22 protein-coding genes are annotated in these 13,010 nt (G+C 63.1%); 19 read left to right on the forward strand and 3 right to left on the reverse strand.

Annotated features, from left to right (window positions below):
- Positions 1 to 83: 83 nt before the first annotated feature.
- The 15 genes from LDB26_RS07785 (at position 84) to LDB26_RS07855 (ending at position 8,308) form a co-directional block, all read left to right on the forward strand.
- Entirely contained in the window at positions 84 to 1,568 is a 1,485-nt protein-coding gene (locus LDB26_RS07785; RefSeq protein WP_257541520.1) for a DUF3560 domain-containing protein, read from the forward strand.
- Complete coding sequence (locus tag LDB26_RS07790) at positions 1,565 to 2,083, forward strand: hypothetical protein (protein ID WP_021243935.1); 519 nt, start codon at positions 1,565 to 1,567, stop codon at positions 2,081 to 2,083. Before LDB26_RS07785 ends, LDB26_RS07790 begins: the two co-directional genes overlap by 4 nt.
- Before the next feature lie 2 nt (positions 2,084 to 2,085).
- Entirely contained in the window at positions 2,086 to 2,526 is a 441-nt protein-coding gene (locus LDB26_RS07795; protein ID WP_021243936.1) for a hypothetical protein, read from the forward strand.
- A 150-nt stretch (positions 2,527 to 2,676) separates the two neighbouring features.
- Complete coding sequence (locus LDB26_RS07800; protein ID WP_257541523.1) at positions 2,677 to 3,576, forward strand: hypothetical protein; 900 nt, start codon at positions 2,677 to 2,679, stop codon at positions 3,574 to 3,576.
- Between the two features lie 29 nt (positions 3,577 to 3,605).
- Positions 3,606 to 3,803 (forward strand): hypothetical protein, encoded by a 198-nt coding sequence (locus LDB26_RS07805; RefSeq protein WP_257541525.1) that lies wholly within the window; start codon positions 3,606 to 3,608, stop codon positions 3,801 to 3,803.
- 192 nt (positions 3,804 to 3,995) lie between these two features.
- Complete coding sequence (locus LDB26_RS07810) at positions 3,996 to 4,370, forward strand: hypothetical protein (protein ID WP_257541527.1); 375 nt, start codon at positions 3,996 to 3,998, stop codon at positions 4,368 to 4,370.
- 76 nt (positions 4,371 to 4,446) lie between these two features.
- Entirely contained in the window at positions 4,447 to 4,590 is a 144-nt protein-coding gene (locus LDB26_RS07815) for a DUF1419 domain-containing protein (protein ID WP_021243937.1), read from the forward strand.
- A gap of 245 nt (positions 4,591 to 4,835) precedes the next feature.
- Positions 4,836 to 5,024, forward strand: a complete 189-nt coding sequence (locus LDB26_RS07820; protein WP_059140294.1) for a hypothetical protein — start codon at positions 4,836 to 4,838, stop codon at positions 5,022 to 5,024.
- Positions 5,025 to 5,055: 31 nt separating this feature from the next.
- Positions 5,056 to 5,250: a hypothetical protein gene (locus LDB26_RS07825; RefSeq protein WP_021243939.1), complete on the forward strand. Its 195-nt coding sequence runs from the start codon at positions 5,056 to 5,058 to the stop codon at positions 5,248 to 5,250.
- Positions 5,247 to 5,795: a hypothetical protein gene (locus tag LDB26_RS07830; RefSeq protein ID WP_021243940.1), complete on the forward strand. Its 549-nt coding sequence runs from the start codon at positions 5,247 to 5,249 to the stop codon at positions 5,793 to 5,795. The genes LDB26_RS07825 and LDB26_RS07830 overlap by 4 nt, the downstream gene beginning before the upstream one ends.
- A 134-nt stretch (positions 5,796 to 5,929) precedes the next feature.
- The gene (locus tag LDB26_RS07835) at positions 5,930 to 6,424 is read left to right on the forward strand and encodes a hypothetical protein (protein WP_142634079.1); all 495 of its coding nucleotides are present in this window, start codon (positions 5,930 to 5,932) and stop codon (positions 6,422 to 6,424) included.
- A gap of 100 nt (positions 6,425 to 6,524) precedes the next feature.
- Positions 6,525 to 6,926: a hypothetical protein gene (locus LDB26_RS07840; RefSeq protein WP_021243942.1), complete on the forward strand. Its 402-nt coding sequence runs from the start codon at positions 6,525 to 6,527 to the stop codon at positions 6,924 to 6,926.
- Positions 6,927 to 6,995: 69 nt separating this feature from the next.
- Positions 6,996 to 7,499, forward strand: coding sequence for a hypothetical protein (locus LDB26_RS07845; RefSeq protein WP_031290664.1), 504 nt, complete (start codon positions 6,996 to 6,998; stop codon positions 7,497 to 7,499).
- A gap of 87 nt (positions 7,500 to 7,586) precedes the next feature.
- Positions 7,587 to 7,856 (forward strand): type II toxin-antitoxin system Phd/YefM family antitoxin, encoded by a 270-nt coding sequence (locus LDB26_RS07850; protein ID WP_051187071.1) that lies wholly within the window; start codon positions 7,587 to 7,589, stop codon positions 7,854 to 7,856.
- Entirely contained in the window at positions 7,853 to 8,308 is a 456-nt protein-coding gene (locus tag LDB26_RS07855; protein ID WP_021243945.1) for a type II toxin-antitoxin system VapC family toxin, read from the forward strand. The genes LDB26_RS07850 and LDB26_RS07855 overlap by 4 nt, the downstream gene beginning before the upstream one ends.
- 20 nt (positions 8,309 to 8,328) lie before the next feature.
- On the opposite strand, the gene LDB26_RS07860 is transcribed toward LDB26_RS07855, so the two are convergent.
- Positions 8,329 to 8,478: a hypothetical protein gene (locus LDB26_RS07860; RefSeq protein WP_021243946.1), complete on the reverse strand. Its 150-nt coding sequence runs from the start codon at positions 8,476 to 8,478 to the stop codon at positions 8,329 to 8,331.
- 293 nt (positions 8,479 to 8,771) lie between these two features.
- Positions 8,772 to 9,167, reverse strand: coding sequence for a hypothetical protein (locus tag LDB26_RS07865; protein ID WP_021243947.1), 396 nt, complete (start codon positions 9,165 to 9,167; stop codon positions 8,772 to 8,774).
- A gap of 143 nt (positions 9,168 to 9,310) precedes the next feature.
- Here LDB26_RS07865 and LDB26_RS07870 point away from each other — a divergent pair, with 143 nt between their 5' ends.
- The 3 genes from LDB26_RS07870 to LDB26_RS07880 all read left to right on the forward strand — a co-directional run bounded on the left by LDB26_RS07870 (position 9,311) and on the right by LDB26_RS07880 (position 11,662).
- Positions 9,311 to 9,508: a DUF5818 domain-containing protein gene (locus LDB26_RS07870; RefSeq protein WP_142634077.1), complete on the forward strand. Its 198-nt coding sequence runs from the start codon at positions 9,311 to 9,313 to the stop codon at positions 9,506 to 9,508.
- 572 nt (positions 9,509 to 10,080) lie between these two features.
- On the forward strand, positions 10,081 to 10,557 hold the full coding sequence (locus tag LDB26_RS07875; RefSeq protein ID WP_021243949.1) for a DUF736 family protein: 477 nt from the start codon (positions 10,081 to 10,083) through the stop codon (positions 10,555 to 10,557).
- Between the two features lie 82 nt (positions 10,558 to 10,639).
- Positions 10,640 to 11,662 (forward strand): SLOG family protein, encoded by a 1,023-nt coding sequence (locus tag LDB26_RS07880; protein WP_031290669.1) that lies wholly within the window; start codon positions 10,640 to 10,642, stop codon positions 11,660 to 11,662.
- Positions 11,663 to 11,827: 165 nt separating this feature from the next.
- Here LDB26_RS07880 and LDB26_RS07885 read toward each other — a convergent pair whose 3' ends face one another.
- Positions 11,828 to 12,157 (reverse strand): hypothetical protein, encoded by a 330-nt coding sequence (locus tag LDB26_RS07885; RefSeq protein ID WP_021243951.1) that lies wholly within the window; start codon positions 12,155 to 12,157, stop codon positions 11,828 to 11,830.
- A gap of 468 nt (positions 12,158 to 12,625) precedes the next feature.
- Between LDB26_RS07885 and LDB26_RS07890 the strand changes: the two genes are divergently transcribed.
- Positions 12,626 to 12,925, forward strand: coding sequence for a CopG family transcriptional regulator (locus LDB26_RS07890; protein ID WP_048575782.1), 300 nt, complete (start codon positions 12,626 to 12,628; stop codon positions 12,923 to 12,925).
- Positions 12,926 to 13,010 lie beyond the last annotated feature (85 nt).

The following is a 13,010-nucleotide window of genomic DNA, read 5'->3' on the forward strand; positions in this document are numbered from 1 at the left end:
GCCGGGCTTCGTGATTCTGGGAAATGCAAATGCACCGATCTGCCCCGGCACATGATGCTGGCGGGCGCTTGAAAGGACCATCAATGACCAGCTTCACCGCGACATACAGCCCGGAGGACAACAAGATCCGCCTCTATGCATCGTCCCGCCTCGATGCCGAGACCTATGCCCGTGTCAAGGAGGCGGGCTTCAAATGGGCTCCGAAACAGGAGCTGTTCGTGGCTCCCAGATGGACGCCGCAGCGCGAGGATCTCGCCGTCGAACTGGCGGGCGAGATCGAGGCCGAAGAGATGACACTGGCCGAGCGCGCCGCACTCAAGGCCGAGCGGCTCGAAGGCCTTTCGCACAAGCGGCATGCGCAGGCCAATGCCTTCGCTCGCCGCGCTGACGAGCTCTCGCAGGCGTTTTACATGGGCCAGCCCATCCTCGTCGGCCATCATAGCGAGCGCCAGGCGCGCAGGTCCCAGGAGCGCATGCACTCAGCCTCGACCGCCGCCGTGAAAGCTGAAAAAGCGGCGAACTACTGGCTGGGTCGCGCGAGCGGCGCGGAGCATTTCGCCAACATGAAGAACGAACCGCGCACGCGGGCCAACCGGATCAAGACCCTGCTCGCCGAACTGCGCGACCTCCAGCGTGGAATCAACAGAGCCCATGCGGCACTGGCGATCTGGGAGGAGATCACGACCGACGAACAGATCCGCCACGCGCTCGGCAACATGGATTCTCGCATGATCTGGTCGAACTACGATCTCTACTACAAGGTCGATAGCGGCGAGGTCACGCCAGCCGATGCCCGGCAACTTTGTATCGAGGGCGCAATGCTGGCCGTCGACGGCCCCAACCGCCGCCGCTGGATCGAGCATATCCTGCACCGGCTCGCCTTCGAGCGTTCCATGCTGGGCGACGTGCCGCGTTATGACGGCGAGCTGACCCCGGTCATCATCCAAGCCTTCGCCCGCGAGCATGGCACCGAAAGCCCCAAATCCACCGTGATCGACGCCGAGCGCCTCCTGCTCGAAAGCCCGGTCCCGCTCCCGGCGCATATTGCATCGGATACCTCCCTCGAGCTGAGCGAGGACGACTGGCGCGACCTGATGCAGGCGTGCGGCTACACAGTGCCGGAGAAGAAGGCCCGCCGGGCCTCGGCCAAGCCGGACACCGCGCCGCTGATCAATCCATCGCGCGAACAGGCCGAGCAACTCCAGGCGATCTGGAACCTGCGCATGGTCGCGGCCTGCAAGGGCAAGCGCAGCACCGCCAAGCCCAACGAGGTCTACGCGACGACACAGGCCACCTATTCGGCCAATTCGAAGGGCGACTACGATCCGTTCAAGACCGTCGAGATCGCCGCCGACGGCCGCCGCGTGCGAATGGAATGGAAAGGACATGAGCGCGTGCGCTCCGGCGAACCTGTCGCCCGCATCCGCATCTCGGCGATCGGCGGTGAACTCTACAAGCCCGACGCGGTGGTGATCATCACCGACAAGCCGACCAAACCGCTGCCGATCGACCTCGACACCCTGGAGACGGGCGCCCGCCAAGCCGCGAACGAGGAGGCCACAGCATGAAAACCGGCGTCTATTCCTGGCCCGCAGAGCCATCGCCCATCGCGGTCCCGTGGCCCAGCGATCTTGAGAAGGTCGAGATCACGCCCGCTGCGCAAAACCAGGACGGCGCCATGCAGGCGGCCACTCTCGAATCCGCGCTCGAAACCGCCGCCTGCCTCTGGGAGGCGGTGCTGACATTGCGCGATCATCCCGCCACCGATCCGGACGCCATCGCCCTGGCGCTTGCCATCAGGGAAACCTGCAATGCCGTCGGCACGGCTGACGTGCGGTTGACCGTCGTGAGCTGGGCCAGTGCCGTCGAGGCGGCCTGGAGCGCGGTCGCTGACAGCTACGACCTGTGTTTCGACTGGGACTTCGTGCCGGACTGGATCATCGACCATATCGACTGGTCCGATCTCGCCCATCCCACGATCAGACCAGAACCCGTGCCGCAAGATCCCGATCCCGCGGCGACCAACGAACCTGTTGCCGCCCCGCCGCCCAGCTTGCAGCCCTCTGCAGACGAGAGGAACTGACCATGGGGCGCTCGGTATCCTACCCCAGCGGGGCGCATGTCGCCTTCGCGCTATGGGACGCGGGCTGGATCGAAGACGAAGACGATCCCGATACCCGCCATTTCGATCAACTCGCGGCACAGGACGATTGGGACTTCATCGTCGAGGATTTTCGGGAGCAAGTGCTCGCCCTCTATCCTTCGACATGGACCGCGAGCGGCTGGATCGGCCGCGAAGACCGTATTGTCGCCATGAACCGCTATGCCCGCTTCGGCATCTCGGAGTATTGCGGCTGCATCGCTTATTGGGTGGTCCTGCGCGACGACATCGATCCCGGTCAGGAAGGGTTGGCGCAACGCTGGATCGACCGGATCGCGGTCGGTTTCAAGAAGCGGTTCGCGACCCTCGTCCGTTTAGGCGTGTTCTCCAACGGCGAGGCTATTTTCGAACGGATTGCTGCCTGACTACGCCGCTCCCTGATCGCGTCCTTCCTACCATCTGACGACTCCATGATGCCGCCGAATCGCCACCGCTCGGCGGCGCGACCGGGCCATGGAGCGAAGGGAGAGTGATGGGGGTGCGGCGATGAGGTCGCGGCAATCCAGGAGACTCCCATGACTTTTCCCACCACGATCCAGGCCACGGTCGGCCAGTCGATCATCCATAAGGCGACGCGTCTTTTTGCTGGCTGCGTGGCCGACGCTCTCCACGAGCTTCTCCAGAATGCCCGCAGGGCGGGAGCTAGCCGTGTCGACATCCGCCGGCTCGACCAGGATCACGGCACGATCCTGCGCATCCGCGACGATGGCAGGGGCATTGCCGATCCGACGAAGCTTCTCGCGCTCGGCGACTCGGGCTGGGACAGCGACATTACTCGCAATGAGGATCCGGCAGGCATGGGGGTGTTCAGCCTCGCCGGCCGCCATGTCGTCATCCGTTCGCGCACTGACGACGCCGAGGACGGATGGCAAGTGACGATCCCGCCGCAGGCGTGGGAGAATGGGGAGCCGCTCGATCTTGTTCCGGTAGTGATCGCCAAGGGAACCGAAATCGAAATCGAATTGTCCAAGGCATGGGCGGACGAGCTTGGACAAGCCGTGAAAAGCGCCGCACGGTTCTATCCGATTCCGGTCTTTTATGGCGAGGAGCGGCAGGCCCATGAAGGCTTTCTGAAAGAGGCCGCGTCGAAAACTGGAACGGGTGTCGCATTGGCGTTTTTCTCGACAAGCACGCGCCTCATCGCGAACAGGCCCGGATCAACTTCCACGGCCTCACCGTCCCATGCCGCCTGCCGCATGTTCATGACGCCGATGGCGGTCGGGGCTGGTATGCCAAGGTCGATGTCGTCGACGCGGGAAATCTCCAGTTTGTGCTTCCGGCACGCAAGGAAATGGTCCAAAATTCGGCGCTCGACGCCCTGCGCGAAGCCTGCGAAGCGGCGATTTTCCGCACTATCGCTCGCGAGGGCCATCATCGGCTTTCCTATACTCAATGGCTGCGTGCGCGAGACCTAGGCATCTCGCTGCCCGAGGCGGCGCCCTTCTTGCACCTCTGGACTCCCCGCATCGCCGAGACGAATGACATCTTTCCGGGTGAGCGGATCGCGGGGGAACCGATGATCATCATGCCCACGCAATCCGCGAACATAGAGCAGTGCGTCAACCGCGCGCTGAAATCCGGCGATGGTCTCGGCGGCTCGCCCGTTCGCGCGATGCCCGAATTTGCCGGATATGGCTGGTAAAATGCGCTCCCCCGCGTCCTGGGCCTCTCCTTTCAGGTCGAGACGGACGACGAGACCTTCCACTATGATGAAGGTGCATCGGTTCCCGAGGACCTCAGCTCCGGACGCGTCGGCACGATCACGCTTGAGCTCGCAGCGCGGGCCACGGCGGATTCCGAGGAGCCCGCAGACATCCTCGCACTCCCTGCCGATATGCTGATCGTCCCGACCGACTGTCGCAGCGACCTCGACGACGTCGCCATCCTACTCGGCACCGACTGCGCAATCACGCCCGGCGAACTCGCCTCGCTGCTCGAAGCCTCCTGCTTCTGGCCCAATGAGGATTGTGACGCCGACAGCCATTACACCCAACAGGCAGCGTTCGAAATGCAGGCCCGCTTTGCCGCGAACATGCTGCTGCTCGGCGAGGATGCAGCGGTACTCGAGCGAGTCCGCGAGGCGATGCGCCAGCATGTCACCTGGCTGATCCCCAAGGATCGCGCGATCAGCATGCACGCGGTCAATCATCTGGTCGAGGCCGTCTTCGCGGACAATGACGACGCGCTTTCGGTCGACGCCGCCGAGTAGCCAACCTTTTCTCTTACGCATGTCCGGCGCGTCGTTTCGCGCGCCGCGTCGGGCCACGTCCACAAGGAACCGTGCCATGACCCAGAATCCACCCTTCACGAAAATCTTCGACGGCGTTGCGACGCGCGAGCAGATGTTCGAGCTGCCCGGGGGATCAAATCAAGGACACGCAGGCCCCTACGAAACCGTCGTGTCGGTCTTGTGGGATCAGGACTCGTGACGGCCTGGATCATCATCAACAGGACTGACCCCGATTTGGGATGGAATGCAGCCAACCAGACCTGGGAAGCGGACGACTACGACACCTTCTCAGACGATGAGAAGGAGAACTCACAAGATCCCGCTCTCATGCCTGCAGATGGCAAGTGGATACCCGTTCCATGGAACACCGCTTAGCCGACGCCTCCTCGCAGTCTCGAGATAACCACACCCATTCCCGAGCATTCGCTCAACACGGAGAACATCATGACCGTCCCGTCACCACTCCGGGCGCAGCTCGCTTCGTTCGACCATGCGTATTCTTTGGCGATCCGCAAATGGGAGACCACTGGACGCCCTCAGTTCGTCCTGCGCACGGGCGATCCGATTCAACCGTTCCGTGTAACGGAAGCCCGTCCGGGAAAGGACGAAGGTCTGGTCCTGCACGTCGCCTGATCACGATTCCCATCATCATGGAGGCAAGCCAATGAACGCTGCCGATCAATATCCCATCGAGCCTGGCATGTGGATCCGGACCGAGGAGGGCGAGAAGCTCTTTTTCCTGCGATACTCATCGACCGGCCATTGGGGCTTCTTTTCAGATGACCGTCATCACGCCGCACGGGAATACAAGCTCCCGCTCGCGGGCCTGAAACCCTGGCACAAGGAGCGCCGGACATGAAAACGCATCCGATGGCGAGCGGCCTTCGCGTCACGCTGACGAAGACGGAATTGCAGGCCTTGCTCAAACTGGCGCGACTCGCCGTCGATCAGCTCCCGGCCGCTCGCCATTGCGACATTCTGGCCCAGCGGCAGGTCGATGTGGCGGCAGACGTCATCAAGGGCCTCGAACTCGGTCTGACATCCGTCCAGTGGAAGCAGGCGGAAGCCAAGGCGAGACGCGAAGCGCCCAAGCGAGTGGCCGAGCGCCGCGCCGCGCGCGAGCATCACGCATTGATCGACGGCTATACCGTTTGGGGAACGCTAGGCGACTGGGCCGATCTCTCCGACGATCCCGACCAACGCCGGTGGGCTGACATGTTCTTGCCGGGGACCGAACCAAGGGAGCAAGGCGAGATTCGCCGGAACGTCTGGCGAATCTTCATCAGCAAGGGCAGCGCGGCGTCGGACGACTTCACGATTTTTCCGGGCGATTGCACCGAGACGAACGATCGCCTGGAAATCGAGCAGCTCGCACGCCGGATCATCGCCAAATATCAGGAATGACGATCCCGCGCCAGCAAGGCGGGCGCGTTCCCCGGACATGTCCTCAACCAGAACCGCAATTGCCGAGATACTAAGAAGTGCCCGACATGGAGGAGAGGAGGAGGGCTGGTGGTGCATTTATCTGGGAGTTTGCCATGACCGCTACCGGCTCTACCACGTACCATCGGCCGCCTACGCCGCCTGTGTTCATCTCCGGATCGCTTTCCATCCGGCAGCTTCCTGCTTGCGTAATGAAGCAGCTCGGCGTCATCATCGACCAGGAGCTGCCGGTCGTAATCGGCGATGCACCGGGCGCGGACGCTGCCGTCCAGCAGTTCCTCGCCGATTGCGGTGTGCGTCACGTCACCGTCTTTTGCGGCGACACGATCCCCCGGCACAATATCGGCGCATGGCCCGTCCGGCAGATCCTGGCCGACGCTGCTCCGGGCACGCGCGCCTTCCATAGCGCCAAGGATCGGGAAATGACCCGTCTCGCAGGCGCAGGTATCGTCGTCTGGGACGGTGTCAGCCAGGGCAGCCGTGCCAACATCCGGCGCTTGTGCGAACGCGGACGTCATGTCCTCGTGTATCTTCGCCCCATGGATCGCTTCGTCACCGTGGCACCGATACGGAGCGGATGGCGTTTCTGACATCCGGCCGCCTCGGCTGACATCGTCGCAGCATGACGCAACTTCGTCGGTTTTGCATAGCCGCCGCGAGCTTCGATCGCCCATGACAGGAACAGCACCAATGACCGGAGCCATCCGATTGTCCGCCGGCGATGTCCGACAACTGCGCGAGGTCGCCGAGGGCATCGCCCGCCGCCACAGTTCTGCCACTCGCTTTGCGATCGAGATCGCCGAGCGCGTCAACCTCACAACGGGCAATGCCGCCCTCAATATCCTCGCGATCAGCGACGATCCGGATTGGGAGGACACCGACCTCTATACGACCCATCCCTGGTCGCGCATCCGCGAGCGCCATGAGCTTGTAAACGGCCGGGTGCTGTTCGATCTCTATATCTACGAGCGACCCGGCATCGGCGAGACCGGCGATCTTGTCTGCTGCGTCCAGGCCGAACTCGACGCTCAAGGTCTCGCAGCCGTTCATGCCGACAGCGCAAAGCATGTCTGGCGCCGGGCCGACCTGTAGGCTGATCGTCCGCCGATCCAGTACTATGACCGCGATCGCGGCAGCAACCACATCTTCGGGAACCTCGCCATGCGCCTATCAGATGACCTTGCCGCTAGACGCCGCCTCTATGCCATGCCGCTGGTCACGGCCCCGGCGGTGATGGTTATCGACATTCCTCCGCACCTTGCCGGACAGGGCCTCGCGCTCGATCGCTACTATATCGTCATGATCGAGACCAACGAAGAACTTGCTGCGTTCGAAGCATTCCTCACCGCCGACCGGGACGCCCTGCGATTGCCCGATCTCCTCGATCGCAAACCCAGTTGCCGCGAAGCCAGAGCGATCGGCTTCTTCGAGTTCGCGCCTCCCGAACCGGGCTGGCCATGGATCCTGCTTTGCCACTGGCCGCGGCGCTTTGCACAGCTGTTTGGCGCCGACCCCGATGCTCTCGCGCGCGACGCCTATTCGATGGAGGCGTTTGAGGATCGGGATAGCCTGCAATCGGCGTTGAAAGCGCACATTGCTGTGTTCGGCGACCTGGCGAGCGTCAAGATCATTCCACCACTGCCCGGCACAGCCGGGCGAGCATGATTGTGCCGCCGGACATCCAACTATGGACTTTCTAATATGGTCATCCTATATGACCAGTCAGAAAACATGATCAGAAAGGCCCGCCCCATGCGTGCTGAAACTTACGGCGCAGCCGATTTCAAGACCAACTGCCTCGCGATCCTGGACCGCCTTGCACGCCGCGATCTCGATCAGGTGACGATCACCAAGCGCGGCCGCACCGTTGCGGTGCTGACGCCGCCACCCAGCTCGGCCGAGGCGGTCGAAATGCTGCATGGCTTCATGCGCGGCTCCGTTGCGGTTCCCGAAGGGGTGGATCTGCTTTCGCCCATTCTCGACGAGCCGCTGAGCGCCAGCGACGGCAAGCTGCACCAGTGACGAAGCGGAAGAAGGCCGGGCCGGCGCCCAGCGCCGTGCTGCTGGATACATGCGCGGTCATCTGGCTCGCCAACGGCGATCCGATGCCCGCCGATGTTCTGGCGGCGATCTCGCATGCGGCGCTCGCGGACGGCGTATTCGTCTCTCCCGCGTCCGCGTGGGAGGTCGGATTGTTGAGCCGCGCCCGCGGCGAGAAGCAGCCTGCCGTCTCTTTCCTGCCCGACCCTCAGAGCTGGTTCGCCCGCTTCATGGGCGGGCCGGGGATCAGAGAAGCGCCGCTTCTTCCCGAGATCGCCATCGCATCTTCGCATCTGCCCGAGCCGCTACATGGCGATCCAGCCGACAGGTTCATCATCGCGACAGCCCGTCATCATCAGATTCCGGTCGTTACGCGGGACGGCAAGATCATCGACTATGCCGCACAGGGGCACATCGACGTGATTGCCTGCTGATCAGCACGGCCTGCTAACACTCAGGTCCCTTCGAGAAGCCGCTCTCGCGCCAGATCGAGCGCATGCGACAGGCGGAATGCCACCACCTGGTCCTTCGGATCGACGAGGCACTCGAGCGCTGCCTCCATGTGCTTGATGGCGTTTTCCAATCGAGGTTCTTCGTCCGTCATGATTGCTCTCCGCTAAACCGCGCTCAGTCGGCTGGCACCCTCCATAAGGAGGATGCCGGCCCCTGAGCCGGACGAGTCGAAAACGCGAACAATAGGACGCGTGCCTGATCTTTAGCCGGAGCCTGGACATAATACAGGCCATCCGGCCGCAAAGGCATGCAGCCGACTCTATTGTTCGGAGTTTCGACGCTCCGGCCCGCCACCGGCGGACGCACATCCTCTAGCCCGATCAGGCAGCAGCTGCCAATCGGTTCGTTGCGAAATTGCCGGAGGTCGAGATCAGGTGTGCGGGTTCAGCGCGTCGACAGACGTGCCGCTTCGACCGGACGATACATGTCCGCGCGATTGCGCATCAGGCCGGTGAGCCAGACGAGGTCGCTTGCGGCATCAGCCAGAGGCAGCTCGGCCACCGCATGGAACAGACCGCGCTGGTAGGGCGAGGCACGATCTAGGATCCCGGCGAGACGCTCGCGCGCGGGACTGTCCGGATCGGTGATGTCCGCATTGTCTTCGCGAGCCGCCTCGAGAAAGGTTTCGGCCAGCTCCTGGACTTCGTAGTAGCCCGAATCCAGACCTTCCCCAAGGGCGATGGCCGCGATCTGGCTGCGCACGCCCGGAAGATCGGGATCATTGACCGCATCGATCAAAGGCAGATTGAAATCGAAACCGGCGAGATAGTCCGCGATCATGGGGAGATATCCTTTCTCCCATTTACTAGAACATAGGAGGAACGTATTCAAGCCCCAAACCTCTTGAGGTACGACAGGACTATCATCATGCTTTCTTCTTCCGCATGGGCCGCCCGCACCGGCCGTCATCCCGCGCCGTGATCATGGCGGCCGCGCCCCTACGCCTCCATGGCCATCTGCGCCGCAACGCGCGCGGGTTCCTCCTCGAAATGGACGACGGCCACGTCTGGCGGCTCAAGGGCGCGCAGGATTTCCCGCCGCTTCTGGACACCGCCGTCATCGTCGAGGCACGCAAGGCCAGCAGCAGCCTCCTCGACGTTCTCTGGCTCGGGCCAGCGTAGCGGTCCCAGCGGCGCGCTGCGTTCTACCCCTCCGGCGTCGCGTTTGTGGCGAGGGCCAGCGGACCTCGGCGAGGACGCCTCGGCCCGCAATCAGCGTCGGACGAGGTCTGTCATCCCATCCTGCGCCGCCCTCGCAGGGTCTCGGCGTGCCAGGGCTGGTCCGGGCAAGCAAGGGCTGCCTCCACCCAAGCTCCGGTAGAAGAAAATGGGCCTGCCGACAGGATTATCTGATCCAAAGGGGTCGGCAGGCCCATTTTCTTCAACCTCCACTAGGGCGCAGCGCGACGTCCCTTGCTTGCCCGGACCAGCCCTGACCCTTGAGCCCCGGCGACGGCGGCTCCGGATGGGATGACAGACAGGCCCCGTCGCGTCCTCCGCTGATCAGGAAGGAATGGCTTCGCCATGCTTTTCTTTGTTCGGGCCGCTACCGCGGCCATTTTCTTGGCTCTGGCTCACCAAATAGGATGAAATTCTGTCAAGAAAACAATGCGATATACTCAATAAAGGGGAGGGGGTATAAGTATAAGTGCAGATGGGGATTGGCCCCGGACGCACTTATAGGAGTAAAGGCAATGAATATCGGTGAGTTTAACTTGAAGAAGGGCCGTGTCGTCGGGTGGATTGCTACCCGCACAATCGACCTGCCCAAGCTGGCCTTGCGTCCGGTGGAAAGCGAAAACGAACTGGCCCCCGCTTATGAGATCATCGCTCCCAATGTCGGCGGCCGCGTCGTGCAAGTCGGCGCGCTCTGGGAAGCCGTCGCCAAGCGGACCGGCGAAGTCTTCTATCAAGGCAATGTCGATGATCCTTCCATGCCCGAAGCACTGCCTATCGCGCTTTTCGGCTCGATTGAGGAAGGCTTCCGCGTGGCATGGCGCAGGCAGGAACGCGACGATTTTGGACCTGCCGTCCGCACGTCGCGCAACGATGCGCCTTCCGGTCCCAGCCGTGGCGACGATTACGGCTTCGGGGACAGCACAGCCAATGAAAACGGCGAACTGTCCAGCCAAAGCGCCGCCGCCGATCTGGACGATGAAGTCCAGTTCTAGGCGCTAGGCCAAGACGGGCCGGGGGGGCGCTGGAACGCTTCCCCGGACCCTGACCGATCATCGAGCATCAGGAGTCACACCCATGAGCAAGAAATCAGCTAGAAAGGCCGTTAGCACATTTGCCGACTTGCCGGAACTTATCGCGGAGGAAACCGCAACGCCCGAATTTGAAGCGTCGTTCGGAGACCCGATGCCGCTTTCGATCATCGAGCACGGCGACGAACCGGGCGAACATGACATGCCCGAACCGTTCGCCGCGCAGAAGACTTGCGGCGAGCTTATGACCTCGCTCTATCTCCTCTTGACGGACACGCGGCTTGACCCGCTCGCCCCGGATATTGCTTGGGGCATCGTCAATTCCTTCCACTTTGTCGCCGGAACACTGCAACGGCGCGAGGATAGCTTGGCCGATAAAATCCGCGACATGACGCGGCGCATGGAACCGGGCGAGGTATTCAACAAGGAACTGGAGGATTTGCAGCTTCAATGCCAATCCGTCATTGAACAGCGCGCCGCCGTGGAAACCATGCGCGACTATGCCGCCGCCATGTATCGCGCTTGCTGGCGCAAGGCTTGGTCCCCTAGCAAGGGCAGCAAGGCGTCATCCGTCACGACCGCAAGCTATATCAGCGCGGTTGACTTCCTGCGCGAACGCGCCCTTGCCAAGCGCGAGAAATACCAGCCCGACGGCCTAGTCGTCGTGTCTTCCGGCCCCGCTATCTGGGACGACTGGCAACCGATCTGGACCACGATGAGCGCAATCAAGCAGCGGACGCCGCGAATGGTTGTCGTCACCACGGGACAGCGCACGGGATGGGATGCCATCGTTGCGGCATGGTGCGCGCGTGAAGGCGTGCCCTTGGTCGCCTATGCTCTAACCGGACGTGGCAAGGCAGCGTTTGCCCGTAATCGCAAGATTGGTGAACTCGACATTTCCGAAGCCGTGCTAGGCGAAGGATCGGGCATTCAGGCGAACCTCTATCAGATGCTCCGCAAGAAGGGCGTTCCTATTCACGCCTTCCGCAAGCCCGCCGATGCCCCCAAGCCGCGCAAGCCGGAGGCATCCGGCGAATATTCCTTCAGGCGAGCGCGGCGCTACGCCTGACACGAGACGGCGCGGCGCCTTCCCCAAGCGCCGCGCCACCCATCACAGCAGACCCGCCAAGGCTGGCGCGCTTTCCAGCGCGCTGGCCTTTTTTCGTGCCACCGGCCGCCGCCGCGCCTGACGGCGCGGCGGCGGGGGAACCCGAAAGGGGAAGAGCCGACAGTCTCACGCCCCCGCGCCGGGAACGGCAGTCGCGCCGCCATCCCCCTTCGCAGGCAATGACGCGGCTGGCGATTTCCCCGAGCGGGCGGCATCGGACACAGCCGACGCCCCCTTGAGCGCAGCCAGCGCGGCAGCGCCGCCGAGCCGCAGCACATGGCCGACCAGATCGCGAAACTCGCGTTCGGTTACCTGCAAATCCTCGACCGGCAGCGCCGTGACGATCGCCGCATAGCGATCACGCAGCCGCTTGCGCGTTGCGGCGATCTCACCGGCAAGCTTTTTCTCGCGCTCGACCAGATCGGCGAGCTTATCGCGTTCAGACATTTTCGGCATGACCAGTTTCCTTGTTCAGGCTGGCCCGCTCGTCACGCCCGCCTTGTCGCACAGGCGCACCCGCGCCACAAGCGACCCCGCCGCCAAGCGCGGCCAAACTCCCCCACATCGACCGACACCGCATAGGGTGCGCCCGGCAGCGGTAGAGAAGACGCAGCGACGCCGTCGCTGCGAGGCAAGCGACGCACTCGCTTCGCGGTTTGTATTGCACCGTACGCACGGGTGCTGTGGCCGAAAACGGCCCTGTAATCAGTGCCTTGCGCTGGCAGACGCGTCAGCCAAAAAACCACAAAAGTGGCTGACACGTCTGCCGCCCCAGAAAGCGGCGTCCCAAACCCCCAGCATTTCCGCCGTTTTCTGCTGGCAGACGCGTCTGCCACGTCGATTTTATTGTGATTGCCGTCCATCCGCGCTATATTGCGGCTGCGTCGTGATCTCCTTGCCGAAGCTCCTGATGGAGCGCCCACGTTGGCAAGGATCACAATCCGGATAGACGATGCGCTTTGCGAGCGGCTGCAGCGCCGTGCTCGTAAAGTCGGCATCAGCGTTGCCGAACTCCTCCGCCCTGCGATCGACCAGGCCGCCGACCCTCGCGGCGGCTACGTCTATACGACGCAGGACGAAATCCTCTCCTGCGTCATACAGACACTCTCGATCGTCGCGGCATCGGTACGCCGTCGGTCGCCCGAAGCGCTCGAGCAGGGCATGGCCGACGCCAAAGCGTTGCTCGAAGCGAAGGGCCTGCTCGGGCCGGAGGACCAGCCATGAGCGGGCGTGGGGATACCCCCGTCACGGGCGCGCTTGTCGGCTCCCTGTCCCCCACTAGAGGCTCCTGCCACGGTGGCGATGGCGG

The sequence above is a fragment of the Sphingobium sp. CFD-1 genome (genome assembly GCF_024611115.1).
Taxonomy (GTDB): domain Bacteria; phylum Pseudomonadota; class Alphaproteobacteria; order Sphingomonadales; family Sphingomonadaceae; genus Sphingobium; species Sphingobium baderi_A.